The 16,391-nt window shown below is 42.5% G+C and carries 14 protein-coding genes; 5 read left to right on the top strand and 9 right to left on the bottom strand.

Annotated features, from left to right (window positions below; all coding sequences use genetic code 11):
* Positions 1-6 precede the first annotated feature (6 nt).
* The 5 genes from priA to WC955_00955 are packed head-to-tail and all read left to right on the top strand — an operon-like array spanning position 7 to position 6,372.
* Positions 7-2,019, top strand: a complete 2,013-nt coding sequence (gene priA, locus WC955_00975) for a primosomal protein N' (GenBank protein ID MFA5857618.1) — start codon at positions 7-9, stop codon at positions 2,017-2,019.
* On the top strand, positions 2,016-4,262 hold the full coding sequence (locus tag WC955_00970; protein ID MFA5857617.1) for a tetratricopeptide repeat protein: 2,247 nt from the start codon (positions 2,016-2,018) through the stop codon (positions 4,260-4,262). The genes priA and WC955_00970 overlap by 4 nt, the downstream gene beginning before the upstream one ends.
* Positions 4,263-4,276: 14 nt before the next feature.
* Positions 4,277-4,819 carry a peptide deformylase gene (gene def / locus WC955_00965; protein ID MFA5857616.1) on the top strand — a complete coding sequence of 181 codons (543 nt, stop codon included), beginning with the start codon at positions 4,277-4,279 and terminating at the stop codon, positions 4,817-4,819.
* A complete protein-coding gene (fmt, locus tag WC955_00960; protein ID MFA5857615.1) occupies positions 4,819-5,823 on the top strand; it encodes a methionyl-tRNA formyltransferase in 1,005 nt (334 codons plus the stop codon). The genes def and fmt overlap by 1 nt, the downstream gene beginning before the upstream one ends.
* A 27-nt stretch (positions 5,824-5,850) precedes the next feature.
* Positions 5,851-6,372: a DUF116 domain-containing protein gene (locus WC955_00955; GenBank protein MFA5857614.1), complete on the top strand. Its 522-nt coding sequence runs from the start codon at positions 5,851-5,853 to the stop codon at positions 6,370-6,372.
* 2 nt (positions 6,373-6,374) lie between these two features.
* Here the strand turns inward: WC955_00955 and WC955_00950 are convergent, their stop codons facing one another.
* From WC955_00950 to WC955_00910, 9 genes are all read right to left on the bottom strand, one after another.
* Positions 6,375-6,566: a type II toxin-antitoxin system HicA family toxin gene (locus WC955_00950; GenBank protein ID MFA5857613.1), complete on the bottom strand. Its 192-nt coding sequence runs from the start codon at positions 6,564-6,566 to the stop codon at positions 6,375-6,377.
* Entirely contained in the window at positions 6,563-6,865 is a 303-nt protein-coding gene (locus tag WC955_00945; GenBank protein MFA5857612.1) for a type II toxin-antitoxin system HicB family antitoxin, read from the bottom strand. The genes WC955_00950 and WC955_00945 overlap by 4 nt, the downstream gene beginning before the upstream one ends.
* 325 nt (positions 6,866-7,190) lie before the next feature.
* A complete protein-coding gene (locus WC955_00940) occupies positions 7,191-8,231 on the bottom strand; it encodes a type IX secretion system membrane protein PorP/SprF (protein MFA5857611.1) in 1,041 nt (346 codons plus the stop codon).
* Positions 8,228-10,147, bottom strand: coding sequence for a hypothetical protein (locus WC955_00935; protein MFA5857610.1), 1,920 nt, complete (start codon positions 10,145-10,147; stop codon positions 8,228-8,230). Before WC955_00935 ends, WC955_00940 begins: the two co-directional genes overlap by 4 nt.
* An 894-nt stretch (positions 10,148-11,041) precedes the next feature.
* Positions 11,042-11,704, bottom strand: coding sequence for a hypothetical protein (locus WC955_00930; GenBank protein ID MFA5857609.1), 663 nt, complete (start codon positions 11,702-11,704; stop codon positions 11,042-11,044).
* Positions 11,705-11,736: 32 nt separating this feature from the next.
* Positions 11,737-12,804 carry a glycosyltransferase gene (locus WC955_00925; protein MFA5857608.1) on the bottom strand — a complete coding sequence of 356 codons (1,068 nt, stop codon included), beginning with the start codon at positions 12,802-12,804 and terminating at the stop codon, positions 11,737-11,739.
* Positions 12,801-13,859 (bottom strand): YncE family protein, encoded by a 1,059-nt coding sequence (locus WC955_00920; GenBank protein MFA5857607.1) that lies wholly within the window; start codon positions 13,857-13,859, stop codon positions 12,801-12,803. The genes WC955_00925 and WC955_00920 overlap by 4 nt, the downstream gene beginning before the upstream one ends.
* A 16-nt stretch (positions 13,860-13,875) precedes the next feature.
* On the bottom strand, positions 13,876-14,547 hold the full coding sequence (locus WC955_00915) for a glycosyltransferase (GenBank protein ID MFA5857606.1): 672 nt from the start codon (positions 14,545-14,547) through the stop codon (positions 13,876-13,878).
* A 3-nt stretch (positions 14,548-14,550) separates the two neighbouring features.
* Positions 14,551-16,212 carry a glycosyltransferase gene (locus tag WC955_00910; protein MFA5857605.1) on the bottom strand — a complete coding sequence of 554 codons (1,662 nt, stop codon included), beginning with the start codon at positions 16,210-16,212 and terminating at the stop codon, positions 14,551-14,553.
* Positions 16,213-16,391 lie beyond the last annotated feature (179 nt).

Genomic DNA, 16,391 nt, shown 5'->3' with positions numbered 1-16,391 from the left:
ATCTATATGTACGTTGAGGTTGCCATACCGTTGCCGTTAGATAAACTTTTTGGGTATAACGTACCGGACAATTTGGTTAACTCTGTAACTCCAGGGGTACGCGTTAATGTTCCATTCGGGAAACAGGGCGCTAAGGTAGGGTACGTAATCAATGTTTTCCCGGATACTAAACATGACGGATGGAAAGACGTGCAGTCGGTTTATAGCCCAGAACTTTTTCTTGGGAAAGATAATCTTGAACTAACAAAATGGCTTTCCAGGCATTACGCATGTACGCTAGGCGAAGCCGCAGCAGCGGTTTTACCCGTAAACATCTGTGAACCTAAACGCAAAAAAGTTATCCCCGAAGGTACCGCGTCAGAACCTTATATCCCGGATACCGGCACACCGCCGGAGTACGAACTTACCGCAGAACAAGCCGTTGCGGTAGATGCTATTATTCAACAACTGAAAACCGGTACCCCGGCAACATTTTTACTGCACGGCGTTACCGCCAGCGGGAAGACAGAAGTATACTTCCGCGTGATTGAATACCTATTCTCGCAAAACAGGCATGTTGTTTACTTACTCCCTGAGATATCATTAACCCCGCAGTTTGTTGAGCTCACGCAAAAACGGTTTGGCAAAAACCGTATCGGCGTATGGCACAGCCGTATCTCCGCAGGTAAACGCTATGAAACCTTACGCCGCGCTATGCATGGTGAAGTACAACTAATGCTGGGCGCAAGGTCAGCGGTTTTTGCGCCATTCAACAACCTCGGGTGTATTATTGTGGATGAAGAACATGAGTTTACTTATAAACAGGACACTAAACCGTACTACCATACCCGGGAAGTAGCGGCTAAACGCGCAGAGTTAACAAACTCAGTTGTTATCCTTGGCAGCGCAACGCCCAGTATCGAAAGCAGGTATTTCGCTGATCAACGTAAGTATAAATTACTTGAACTCAAACAACGCGTTACCGGTATGAGCCACGCAATAGCTGAGATGGTCGACCTTAAAACCTCAAAAAGTTCGTTTACCACAGTTTTGTCAAACGAACTAAAAACAGCATTAGCGGAATGTTTGAATAACCATCAACAATCAATTTTGTTTGTCAACCGCCGCGGATTCGCTTCGTCGATAACCTGCCGTTCCTGTGGATATATTGCGGAATGCCCGCGGTGCGGAGTAAAACTTGTCTATCACCGTACTGAAGATAATCTGCAGTGCCATTTTTGTGCGTACCGCGAAAAGGTTAACCTCAGATGCCCTAACTGTAACGGGGTACGTATAAACTACGGCGGGGTGGGTACTGAAAAAGTGGAATCCGAAATAAAAAAATTATTTCCCTCCGCACGGGTACACCGTATGGATACTGATACTACCGGCAAAAAGGATGTTTATGAACAAGTATACCGCGCGGTAAAGGATGAGCAGCTTGATATCCTTATCGGTACGCAAATGATCGCGAAAGGGTTTGACTTCCCAAAAGTGTCGTTGGTAGGAATTATTAGTGCGGATATTACGTTGTATATCCCGGATTTTCGTAGTTCAGAACGCGCGTTCCAGTTATTAACACAGGTTGCCGGCCGTGCGGGACGCAGCGATACACCGGGACGGGTTATCCTTCAAACTTACCACCCGGAACATTATGTGTACAAAGCATTTATTGCTAATGACTATCACGAGTTTTATACACAAGAACTTGCGTTACGTAAACAATTCGGGTACCCGCCGTTTAACCAGCTTGCGCGGATTGTTTTCCGTCATGAAGAAGAACAACGCGTAAAATATGTTGCTGAAAACATGGCAGCTTCCATCCGCAATATGGTAACCCTTTTTGGGTACAGTAATACATTACTCCTACTTGGCCCGGCACCCGCGCCGTATGCCAGGATACGTGAACAGTACCGTTATCAGTTGATTATCAAAGGGCCGGAAGCGCAGGTAGAAAAGGTTATGCAGGAACTTAAACCTTTACCCTCAAAAACCGGGGTGCTTATCACCTACGACGTTGACGCTATGGACATGCTATGACACCTGTGGTTTGGCGGTACGCCATTGCGTTTATAGTATCAGTGTGTTCCTTCATTTTTTATGTGTATACCTCGTACAGCGGTATCCCCGCGTATCGTGACAGCGGCGACCTCGCTGTTGCGGCGTATACTTACGGCATTGCGCATCCCACAGGCTATCCGTTATACGTGATTATCGGCAAACTATTCACCTTCTTTATACCGATGGGTAACGTGGCATACAGGCTTAATATAATGTCCGCTGTATTCTCCGGGTTGACTGTAGGATTAGTGTTTTTGATACTACAAAAAATTGAAGTACATATTTTACTCTCCACAGGATTAGCGTTGTTATTCGCAGTACTACCTCCGGTTGTATCGTTATCGCATGTAGTGGAAATGTATGCGCTCAACACATTCCTTGTTGCGTTAAGCATCTACTTCCTCCCGGTATGTTTCATACCGGAGGCCGAGATCAATACACTAATATTTACACGTAAAATATTGTGCTCAATTTTTATTATTGGCTTAGCTGTAACCAACCATCAAACCGCGGTACTGGTATTACCCGGGATACTGTTATACACGTGGATTATTCAGCGGCAATTCAAACTTTACGGGGTTAAAAAACTTATTAAACTTTGCTTGATTGCCATTGTTTTGTTTTGCCTAGGGTTTACTGTAAATACATACCTCCCATTACGCGCAACAGGTGAGCCGGTATCCGCCTGGGGTAACCCTCAAAGTATTGACGGTATTATCCGTATCCTTACCCGCGGGGATTACGGCGGGATGAAATTGCATCCGGAACAAAGCACGCTTGACTTTTCACCGATGGCGCTTATGCGGCATACGATAAAGTATGTAGAGTATCTGGTATCACATTTCTCACCGGTTATTACGCTCATCGGTATCATTGGTTTTGTAACAGGATTTATGGAACCGTTTGTTATTGGGATAACCACAAGTTTTCTTGTTTCAGGGATAGGGTTTGTTATATTATCCAACCTACCGTATACCGATCCTGCAACGTATTCAATACTGGAACCACACCTTATTTTGGGGCATATGTTTTTTATTATCCTCATCGGATACGGGGTGAAGTTTATTGTTGCGTTGAAACCGGGATGGTATACCTCAAAGATTATATATCCCGCGGGAACAATACTCGCGGTATGCGCGATAGCAGCGCAGTTAATCCTTTCCTGGGACAACTTTTACCGGCGTACTGATTACTATGCAGTGGATTATGTGAAGAACATGTTTGCGTCACTCCCTCCGGGAAGCGTGGTATTCAACCCCGACGATACCACCGCGTTTGTAACATCCTATACTCAACACTGTACGAAAATACGGCGGGACGTTCCGGTATTCGCATATTACCGTACACGATGGGGGTATGAACTCCTGAGAAAACGTTATCCCTCATTATTCCCCGCGGATACCGTGATATCTTCTTCCGGAGAAGCTGTGGATATAATGCTAAAACATAATTATGGTAAACACGGAATTTACGCGGATCTCCCCCAAAAATTCCCGCAGGAAGGATCAACCATCCCACAGGGAATTACTTACCGTATGAAAGACGGTATACCTGTATATAATCCTGTCATGTTTTTATCCGATATCTACCGTTACCGCAACCGTTATTTTGTTACGGATAACAGCGAATTTTTTACACGGCACGTTATCTCCTACTACTCCTCGGCATACACAAACACCGGGGTGTACTACCAGCAAAACAGCGAGTATTCCACGGCATTACGGTTATTTGAATCAGCACTAAAACTTGACCCATTCCTCACCGCTGCGTATAACAATACCGGGATTGTGTATTACACACAAAAACGGTTTAGTAAAGCAATTAAAGTTTTTGAAAAAGCTGCGGGTATACACGGGCGTGACGATAACGGCAGTATTTTGTATAATCTTGGCTTATGTTACAGGGATACAGGGAATACAGCGGAAGCTGAACGGTGTTTCCAGCTTGCCGCTCAAAAATATCCTCCTGCGGGGAATGAGCTTGGGTTGATATACTACTCCCGAGGGGATACCGTAAAAGCTGTGGAAGTATGGAAACAGGTGGTTAACTCCACAAAAACATACCCACCGGTGTTTTACAACCTCGGTATGGGGTACGAAAAAATGGGGAATTACGCACAGGCAGAAAAGTTTTTTTTAGCATACGCCGGTATTGTAATGGACCCCAACGAAAAAACCGCGGTTTTGCAAAGAATTGAAATGTTGCGTTTACGGAGAAAATAGTGGAGAAAACAAGTATGGCATCAGTATCTGCGTCTACGGGCAAGTTATTGCCAATACGCAAATACGGCGATAAAATCCTGCGCCGTCCCGCACGGCGGGTAAAAGATATTAATGAGGGTATCCGCGGGTTAATCAACGATATGCTGGTAACCATGATTAACGCACGCGGGGTTGGCCTTGCAGCGAATCAGGTGGGGCATAATCTCCAGATTTTAGTCGCTGACCTTTCCGCCGGGCAGGAAGGTAGGAAGTGTGAACCTGTAGTACTGATAAATCCTGCTGTAATCAAGAAAAAAGGACGGGTACGTATGGAGGAAGGATGTTTGTCATTCCCCGGGTTACAGATGACTATTACCCGCGCGAAATGGATAAAAGTTTCTGCAATGAACCTCAACGGCGTGGTGGTTGAGATTGAAACAGAAGGTTTTCCCGCGAGAATACTCCAGCATGAGATTGACCATCTCAATAATAAACTTATCATTGACCATATGCCATTACTAAAAAAACTTATCATCTGGCGTGAGATCAGAAAACGCAGAAAAACAAAAACGTGGTGATGGGAATCCCAACAATTTTTTTTGGCACACCGTTACCCGCAGTGGGATACGCGGAACTTACGCGTAAATTAACGGTATTAAAAGCAGTTGTTACCCAGCCAGACCGTGAAGCCGGGCGGGGTTGTAATATCCGTATCCCCGCAGTTAAGGAATGGGTATTAAAACCTTCCCCCGCAGAGAATAATGTACCGGATATCCTTCAACCGGAACGCAGTGAGATCCGCGATAACGCATTTGCTATGAAGTTATCGTCCTACTCCCCTGCATTAGGGATCGTTGTTAACTACGGCAATATTTTACCGCAAACCGTACTCTCAGTGTTCTCCACAGGTGTTATAAACATTCATTTTTCGTTATTACCCAAATACCGCGGTGCTGCACCGATACAATGGTCAATTATCCGCGGTGAAAAAGTTACCGGCGTAACCGCGTTTTGGCTTGACCCCGGGATGGATACCGGCGATATTTTTGCGCAGATAGAAGTAAGGATTGATGAGGATGATACTTCTGAAACTTTACGTACAAAACTTGTAGATACGGGACTGAAGTTATTAGGACAATGCATTACTGATATTGAACATGGTAAGATCATACGGAAAAAACAGGGAGGGACGCCGTCTTCTGCGCCGGTACTAAAAAAAAATGATGGGCATATTGACTGGAGTAAACCAGCGGGTGAGGTACACAACCTCCTCCGTGGTACCATACCCTGGCCGGGAGTGTTTACGCAGTACCAAAAACCCGGTGTTTGTGAAGAATATGAAGTACTAAAAATCACCGGAGGGCGCGTAGCGGTAACTGAAGACATTGTTTCTCTTGGGATAAAAAAAAATATTCCATACGGTACCATAGCGGGATACGTTAAGAACACAGGGTTTATCGTAGCATGCGGAAATGATACAATGTATGTTATAACCGTAGTTCAGCCGGCAGGGAAAAAGGTTATGCCAGCATGGAATTTTTTGCAAGGAAGCAGGATAACACAAGGAACGGTTTTAAAATAGACGGTATACAGAGAGTCAGGTGTTTTTATGGACATTAGATGGATAATATTTAGTGTTGAATACCCTGTGATGTTGGTTCTTGGAAAACTTATACCCGCATTGAAAGACGTTTTTGAATCGCATATCGTTGAAAGTAACAACCGCGCAGTCGAGCTCGTGGTAAAAAATAAAACATTCCATACTGTACTCGTGTTACTCCCGCATTGTTTGCAAAACGATAAATGCCCGCATCGGATTACCTACGACGTTGCGAACTGTAAAAACTGTGGAAACTGCAAAATCGGCGCGCTGCGCGTACTCGCGGAAAAGTACAAAGTTTCGTTGAAAGTCGCGACCGGCGGCGGGCTGGCGCGTAAATGGGTGAAAGAAGTACGGCCGGATATCATTGTGGCAGTCGCGTGTGAGAACGAACTCGCTGATGGCATCGCCGCGGTGTACCCTTTTCTCGTTTACGCTGTACCAAACACAAAACCCAACGGACCGTGTATCAACACCGATGTCGCCGTAGATGCAGTGAGTTCCGTGCTGCAAAAACTCGTCGGGAAGTAACACTAGTTTCGCGAGATTGTTATTCCCAAATCCTTGCAAATTTTACGTGCAAGAAAATCGTTGAGTTCTCTATGCCTTGGTACTGTCGATATTTTCCGTGTCGAAAGATTTATGAATACTGAATGTTTCTTCCCTTGTCTGAATAAAACACAGTTGTGCAAAGAAAGGTAACGTATAAACTCTTTAGTTTTCATTTTGAAGCGCGGATTGCAATACGTTGCGTGAATGTCTTTATTGGTTTTATACATTCATCTTTTAGCTGTTTTTCAGTTTTACGTATCAACATCAGCGCTTCTTTAATATTCTTCTTCGTTTCTTGCAGGGTTCTACCTTGCGTGTTTACACCGGGAAGTTCTTTTATATATCCAACATAATACTTCCCGCGTTTCTCATACACAGCCGTTACGTTTTTCATTTCATCACTTCCATAAATTGAACTGTTTTTAGCAACTGAGATCGATAACCCATCCATCGCACCAACCCATCCTTTCAAAAAAACCAACTTGAATCCAATTCTATATTAATAAATATTTTATCAAATATTAGTAACAACATCAACGCTGTCGAGATAAAAACAACCCGGAGCGCTTGTTTTCTGAACGGCTTTCGATTCCGACCTGAAAAAAACTTTTAAACGTGATATTCGACAAAACACAGGCACAGCAGTAACGATGGTTTATATTTCGCGACTTCCCTTGCACGGAGCGAAATCATAAGCCCCGACACAATCGGGGCGGCCAGCGGAGCTGCTGTGCCTGTGTTAAAACGGAATCATAGAGTGAAGGAAATAAGCGCTTCGGTTCTTGGTTGACGCTGTATCAAAACTGTATGTTTAACGTCGCGAGGTTGTTCCCAACGGTATTATCCATCGCACCGTTGAACTGATAGCCGTACCCGTAATCGAGTGTAATAAACGTTTTCATCCCGGGGATGCTAAACCGGTAACTCAACCCAAAAGATACAGACTTGTACTCGCTTACGCCATACCCGCAGCCTGCGCGGAAAGCAAACACGTTTCTTAATATCCACCATTCGCTGCCCAGCAACAACGCAGCGTCCGTACCCGCAGAGGTCGTGCAATAATACACAAGTTCGGTCGATACTGTTTCCATTTGGTAGCCCAGACCTACGCGGTACTCCGCAGGAACAATGTCGCGTTTCACCAGCTTAATATTCGGACGATCTACGTTACGCGCAGACGCGCCTGCCACAAGGCCAGATAACGGTGTTGCGTAGGTCAGCCCTACGTCGTAGCTTACACCCGTAGCGGTCATTGCGTTGGCAAACGTAGGGTCGCGGTTGGTATACCCTGTCTGCCCATAACTTTTCGTTAATGTTTTCACTGTAACACCCAGTTTTAACGGTTCAAAATATAGCATTTCCCGCGCATAGGTAAGTCCCGCAACTTGTTCGCTATACAAACTCGAACCAAACTGGAGGTAGTTCACGCCAAACGTTCCCACTATGCGGTTCACCGGATGCGTGTACACCAGCGTACCTAACCATAAACTGTCCATCACGCCAGGATACAACGATTCGTACGACATACTCACCCGGGGACGCGAGGTGTTCTCGTTCCCCCCGCTGATTGCGGTTAACGCCGGATTGTAATACACACCCGCAGTGTCGGCGGTAACGCCGGTAACCGTGCAGATCGCGCCGTTCATCCCGAGCCCCCGCGCACTGTAGTCCGTATACACAAACGCGCACTCCCCGTTTTGTAATGGGGTAAATAACAATACTAAAAATAAAATTATTAATTGTTTGTCGACGATATATGCCGCGAACGCTTTCAATCGTTTCGTCTGCGAAACGATTATTGAGTGAGCGGTATATACCGTCGACATAATCATACTCATTTCCCCAACACCACCGTCCCTTTAACCACCGCGTTCCCCCCCACTTTTAGTCCATATAAATACACCCCGCCGTCCATCATATCGCCGGTTGTGTTCCGCCCGTCCCAGTACGGCACAACACCGGAGGTTGCTGTGATCACACGTACCAGCGCACCGGTAAGCTTGTATATCCTCACCTCAATGTCTTTATTCTCGGGGTTCTCATAATAAAAATACACGCGGTCGTATATACCGTCAGGGTTCGGGGTGAACGGGTTCGGGCCGATGCCGGTAAACCGGAAACTCGTGGACCGCGCTGCGGTACCGCTGCTGCGTAACGCATACCGACTCAGGTGCGACGTTTTCACTGTCACCGTTTTGTTCGCAGTATCTACTGTACTCCCATCAAGTTTTTGCCATTGCACGCCGTCATGGTAATACAAAGCCAGAACGGACGCAGCGTCGGATTCCACGACGTCAGTATTCGTAACCTTACCGTTAGAATCAACTTGGTAGCCTACTGTTAGCTCAACCGTACCGTCAAGGTCGGTGATATCATTCCCCGTTCCACGCTCTTTCGCTACAACTTCCACTTCCTGCCCTTCACCAGCCGAAGTGTCGGTCTTGCGTTTAATATTTACCTCTGAGTCAGTTTTCAACAACCACGGTGGGATACGTATCAGTGTCTTAGGATCGTCCGACGCGATGACTACTCCGCCGTCCGACGCGACGATTAAAACTGATACATACAACCTCACCTCTACGGAAGCCAACCCCAGACTCGTTACGCGCAGGACACACTCTCCGGTACCGGATAATGATGGAACAAACGTTGATGTTCCCCGGCCGGTAGTGTCAGTATATGTTGTGGTTGTTCCAAACACGCCAGCGCCGGTGATTACTTCCATCGTTAACGGGATGTTTACTACAGCGTTACCATAATAGTCTTTAGCATCTATTGTAAGCGTCACTGTTTGCCCGTTGATCGCAGCCTGCGGGTTCGCGGTTAACGTCATGTACGCGCCATAACTGCTCGCAGTAACCGTCAACTGGTTGCTAACACCTGTCTTTCCATCCGCGTCGGTAACTTTGAGTTTGATATTCTCAGCTTTTGTGTAGGTTTGGTTGGCAATCGTTACCGTACCGTTGACTAGCGTTGCTTGGACAACGCCTAACACCCCGCTACCGGATTGTGTATCGTTCGACGCAAGAACAGGTTGGAGCGCGACTGCGCCGGTGTAATTGGGCAACGTATCGTTTTCGTTGTTCTTCGCAGTAACTGTTATAGAAAAACTTGTGCCGGTAGTGACGGGCGTTGTGGGTATTGATACTTCGTAATGGTCAAGTACCAAAGATTTTACATAACTTGTTGTGGTGTTCGAAAGTTCTGAGATATTGTCAGCATTGTCAATTGTGTACATCGCGAAGTAATACGTCGTCCCGCCGGTCAACCCGGTAAGGGTGTATGCTTGTGCCATTTGGTTTGGCGTCGTAGTTGGGATTTCGATCCTGTAAGTAGAAGTAGAAAATTGGTAGCCAGAATACGTGGAATAATCTATCCTGTACTTTGCATTCGCGAGTGTGCTCGTCGTACCATCATCCCCAGGAGAGATCCATAATAATAAAGCTTCCCCGGGCTTTTCAATAATATTACTATAAATATTTTCAATTTTAGAAGGAGAAAAAGCATCGTATCGTGCATATTTTATTATACCCTCATTATAATACCCAATAATTGGAAGATTAAAGGAATCCGACACAATTGACGGCATAATATTTATTGAATCAATAAATTGATTAATCCATGAACTATTATTTAAAGTTGCATAATAAAGACTATTTTTCATGCCTAATATACAGTAAGATATAAGAATTCTTTGTTGTTTATCAATGCAGATGTTTGAATAATATCCGCTATCTGGAATTGTGTTTACCACTTGATAACTCCAATTGTTGTTAATATTTGTTGTATAAATAAGACCGTTTCGACTATTGAAACAAATATGCGGATTATCATTAATATCTAGGATCAAAGAACAATTCTGTACATCTGTGAATGTGCCAGAAATTGAATTACTACTCTGAAATACTCCATCGAAGTACTTCACGTAATACAGATTTCCACCTGTTGTATAACAAATATGTGTAATTCCATGTGAATCAACTTTTATACATGAACCACCAGATTGGAATTTTGAAACATTCCTAAATTCCCATGAATTTGTACTCTGAAACACATAAACTAATTTTGATGAAATTTCATCTTCGTATATTATGTGTGGACGATTATTAGTATCCAAATCTAGTGCTTGTAAAGTGTTTGAACTAAAATTACCTGATGTAATAAAATTTTGAAACCATGCTGTTCCATTAAATGAAGAATAATATAACTCATAACTTGTGTCGCTAAATTTTTTCAGGTATAGTATATGTGGGAGTAAAAAAGAATCTAGCTTAACACTAATATGAGGGGTTATTGTACTTGTATCATCATAAATATTTTGCCAAATATTATTTTGTTCATTTAATACTTTCATTTGATGAGTAATTTTGTCTATATAAGCAAAACTAAGTTCATCATTTAAATCAATATTCATTGAGATACTTGATTGTGGATCAGCTGCAACTATATCATTTATTTCCCATTTTTCACTATTACATAATTGAACTGAACACATTAGTGTTATAAGTGCCAATATTACATGTCTCATAAGTACCCCCCCATATGATTGCAAACCTTTACGCTCTCATATAGACAGACACTTAATTTTACTAAAATGTTCAAAGAATATTAAACAATATCTTATGAAATTACAAAAACATATGAATTGTTATGACCAATCAGCAATTACCTTTGTATCTCCGCTACTATTTTTTGCTTTTAGATCTGTTCCATCAAACCACAATACAACAGTACCACTAGGCGGATTACTGGGTGTAGATGCTGTTCTCAAAACCAATGAACCATTTATATCTAGTTTCCCATCTGGTGAACTCGTCCCAATCCCGACCTTATCAGCACTTGCGTCTGCAAATATCAAATTATCATCGTTATCACCTTTAACATTAAAATCATAGTTGCCTTTATCATAATTAAACGTAGCGGATTGTTTTACCGACAAACTTTGACTTAACACAAAAGAGTTGCTATCCATATACGCTATTACCTGATCAGATGAAAAATCAGGGCCTCCAAACCATCGAAATTTTGCCGAGCCAAAGGCTAGCCAATCTGAAGCTTCTTGGTATTGCCCTATTGCATGTGTATACCCCCCGTCGATAAAGTACAGATTTTTGTAACCGGTAATCTTTATATTTCCCGCAACCTGCAATTTTTCTACGGGATTGTTTGTTCCGACACCAACATTCCCACTAACTATCATACCATTACTCGGACCCGCATTAGCACCGGCATACGTACCGATTGCTACAGAACCGTTGACATCCAGTTGACTTAACGGCGTTTCCGTCCCTATCCCAACTTTGTTTGACATAAAACATTTCCTCCTTAACCTTTCTTAGTTTTCTATACTTCCAGTTTCTTAAAATTGGTTTTTATTAGCTCAAGATTTTTCAGTACTATATTTTTCTTTTCTTGGGTATCCGCGTACTTTAACGCTTCATTATAACTCTCAATCGCGCGGTCGATTGCCATAATGTCAACGTACAGTTTCGCGAGGTTGACCCACGGTACGTAGTTGTACGCTTCTTCGTTGGTAATGGTATTTGTGCTAAAATTCTTGTCCAACCGTAACGCTATTTTGTTCGCTGTGATAGCGTTAAGTTTTTGCCCAAGTTCGTCATAAATATTCGCGATCAACACATAAATATCGGGGTACGAGTTATCCAGCATCAACGACTTATACGCGTATTCAAGCGCGTCCGTATAGTTCTTTTTGTAATAACTTATCCGGCTCAGGCCGGTAAACGCTTCTTTTTGCATTTCCGCGCTTTTTAACATGTTTTGGTAATGCATAGCAGCAGTATCATGGTTCTTTCTCCTAAGATTGTAACTTGCGAGATAGAAGTTTGTTGACACGTCGTCTTTATCCACCGCGTACTGTTCCTGTAACATTTTGAAGTACCGTTCCTCGCGGTCTACAGCACCTGGACGGTCGTGGTTTAAATATACATCTACGGCAACAATATTTTTGCCTTTATAATCAAGCGTTTCGTGTATTGGATTTTTGAACCTAATACCAACGTTGTTACGGAATATTTTCGGGACCGACCATACAATCTTTGAGTTCAAATCGCGGATCGCCACGTTTATTACGTCGTTACGTATAACATGCGGGTTTTTCATGATACGTTTAAGTTTCTCCGCTTGCTCGGGGTCAAAATAGTTATCCGCGTCTAACCACATGATCCAGTCGCCAGTGGCTTTACTGATAGAATAATTCCGCGCATCGGCGAAGTTGTTAGTCCATACAAAATCGTAGATATTGTCGGTGTATTTCGCCGCGATTTGTTTGGTGTTGTCGGTAGAACCGGTGTCAACAATAATTATATCGTCCGATAGTGTTTTAATGCTATCCAAACACCGCTCTAAATACTTTTCTTCGTTTTTTACAATAATACAAAAAGAAATCATCTAAGTATTTTCGAAATGTTGTTACCAACACCACCGGAAATCCACATGCTATGCCCATCAAATGCTATTTGATATGGATTATCTCCAACACAAAAGGTAGCAATAATATCGTTTCGATCAACATCAATTTTTGTTACTGCTTGATTGCTTGTATTTGCTACCCATAAATACTGCCCGTCAAAACAGATATCTTCTAATCGATTATCAATATTAATACTCGTTATGACAACGTTACTTACTGGATCTATTTTCCATAATTTCTTATGTGTATTCCCATGGGACACCCATATATAACTACCGTCAAATGCGGCATCAACAGGATCTCCGCCCATAGTAATTGTCGCAAGTATTGAATCGTCACTAGGATTGATTTTAATAACACGATTTGCTTGATAATTTGTTGCCCAAATATAGTTTCCATCAAATATCAATCCTGTAGGCGACCCGCCAGTATATATTGTGGATACTAATTGTCCTGTTGAAGCGTTTACTTTAGCAATATATAATGCATCACCGTCTTGACATGATACCCAAATATAGGTGCCATCAAATTCTATGAACCTAGGAGCTCCCCCAACACTAACGGTCGCAATTTCTGTAGGAGGAGTTCCGTCTTGTACTTTGGAGATATAGGAAGTGTTATAATTACATACCCAAATATATTGCCCGTCATAAACCATTCTCATTGGATCTTCACCTACACAAACAGTTCCTACTATACTATTGGTAGAAATATCTATTTTGTGAAGGCTATTTGTAGTTGGTATTGAATACCAGATATTTTCCCCGTCAAACGCCATTCCAAACTGAGGATTACCGACACCAACTGTAACGTTTTTTCTAGACTTGAATTCATATCCTAGTTGATACGCCAATTTAGGCACACACTGGCTGCGATCAAATGGTGTATTTAATGCTTCCCCGTCAAAATCTTTACTGGGTGTACTTGTTTTTATCCTTAGCTTACCGTTAGCATCTACCCATAAATGGTTTGATCCGAGTTTCAGATGCCCGGAGTCCCATTCCCCGCCTTCTAAATACAAAGTTACTGCCATAAATACATTACCTCCATTAGTTATTTTCTAAATACTGTTTCAACCCGAAATACTGGATACCTATGTGTTCACAGAACAGCTCTGTATCGCAGTACAGTTTTACTCCGTTATCTCCCATCTTTTTTATGAAAGATAAATCTTCGGACAATATTTCTTGGCTAAGCGTGAACACACCGGTATTTACCGGTTGTTTGAGCTCAATAATCTTTGCTTCTACCCAAGGGTATTGAATATTATCCAAAACGTCACGTTTGAACATCGTGAACCCGAGCCCGCACCAGTCTATTTCTACCAACATTTTTGACAACACTTCCTTTTTCGAAAGATACATCAGTTGCCCGGTTTCATTCATGCTGCCCCAATAACCCGCTAACGGTTTATGCCCGCCGTTTTTTGTGAAATACAATCCCGTAACTACCGATTTGTCTTGTGCGAGCATTTTGTCTATATAGCGGGTATCGAACACGATGTCTGAGTCTATAAACATGAAATAGTCGTACCGCGTGTTACTTTCTTTTTCCCTCGTCATCATACGATATATACAGTTATTCCTGGCTTCAATAATATTCGCATAACCGTTTACATTGATAATTTCATAGCCGTTACGGCTGAGTTCTACCAGACGATAGACAATGTCCACATGTAACTGCGAGTCGTATGACGGTATCAAGATCGCAACTTTTGGCATTTTCTATTTTTCCCCTTTTCCAAGATATACATAAGGGTCGGTATTTATCAAAGGATGGTCAGCCATAAATACCGGGATATTTTTTATATCGACCTCTACCACGTGTTTATAACACTCCGGATGAGTGGGATGAAGGTTTGTGAGCGTATTATCCTCGTCCCATTTTCTCCACACGTTTTCATACCAACCGTCCACTATTTCTCTACAATGAGAGAATGACAGTATTTTTTGCCGGATTTTGTCGTCCGGTTTCGCGTAAGAGAAATGGTGTACTAAAACATCCTCGGGATTTAGAATGTTTCTCTCCCGCTCCTTATCATTAATAACTCTCGGGCCGGTAAATAAGGTTTCACTGTTAGGTTTAAACAATACTAGCGGAGAATACGGTTCCATAGGATCTATCCTAAATCCCGGTGTTTTCCAGTATGTATACCACCGGGAATAAAAGGATACATCTTCTGTATTTGTATACGCATACTTTAATAGATTGGTTATATGTTTCTCTTCATACACCTCATCCCCATCAATTAATAATACATATCCCATTTCGGGAAAGTATTTACGGATTATGTTCAGCGCGGTATTGCTAAGCTTCACTTCCCCGGAGTATGGATGCGCGGCATTTATACTTCCGGCATCATATTTCACTACCACGATCTTGTTTTGGATGTCCGGATAATTGACAATGATTTCTTCCGTACGATCGGGTTTTACCGCCTCGCCGTTCCAAGGTTTGTTTCCAAGAAATACTACTATATTATCTACGTGGTTATATATAGACTTCAGAGAGTGTTCAATATAGTCTTCTTCGTTGAATACGCGGTACACCGCACAAGTTTTACGGTTTTGTGTCGGTACGCTGAATACCTGTTTATGACTTTTCCCAAGTTCATCAAATGCGGTCATAAAGGTGTCTGAGAACCGCAAGTGGGATTTTACATACTCATACCCTGAACATCCGATTTGGCGGCGTTCAATCTCATTTTTTAGGTAATATCCTATGACAGAATCAAGGTTGTCCTGATCCGTAACAACAAAATGTTCATCTTTGATCAATGGCGCACAATTTTCTACCGGTTCGGATAACACAAATCTTTTGTTGCACAGCATTAACATTATGATACGATGCGATTCAAAGTACCGGCGGTTGTCATCAAAATGAAGATTAAGATTAATTTTAGCGGACATCACTTTTTTTGCGCGCTCTTCACCAAACACGTTGAATAACGCTAACCCATCATACTTTTTGTATAGTTTCTCCAAGATTTTCATCCTGCGGCCCGAAAGCACACCAAGGAATAACAGGTCGAGCGTTTCTGGAGTTTCTGACAAACCCACCTCAAACCTCGGATGGTACCCTATAGGCGCGTAATACGCGTTTTGAAAACCGTTATGCTTTAAAAACTCAACGTTTGATTGATCTGAATCTAATATATAATCGTAAGAATTTATAATATCTTTAAATCTTGCGTAGTTTTGCTGGGTGTGTGCGTTAGTTTCTTCTAATGACGGGAATTGCTCCATATTATACATGATATTAACCGCGTTACGTTTTCTCTCGGTGCTGCCTTTATTTACAGAACCCAATACAATATTTACGCAATCGTCTTGAACGTTGTTAGATAAGCTTGATAAGTACCCGTTCTTCAGCAATATATCGTTCATTGTTTCCCCAATTTCATGAAAAAACAGTGGTTGAAACACTGCGATATTTATCTTATCATGGTCAAATATTGTTTTCATACCTTATGACAAGAATTAATAACAACTTCTTGGCGGAAAAGCAATGTTACATACCTAACAAATTTGTAACAGAATTGTAACAACGCAAACTATATATATTA

Source organism: Elusimicrobiota bacterium (assembly GCA_041658405.1).
Taxonomy (GTDB): Bacteria; Elusimicrobiota; UBA5214; order JBBAAG01; family JBBAAG01; genus JBBAAG01.
The sequence above is the reverse complement of the archived record's forward strand: the minus strand, read 5'-3'. Positions and strand labels throughout refer to the sequence as shown.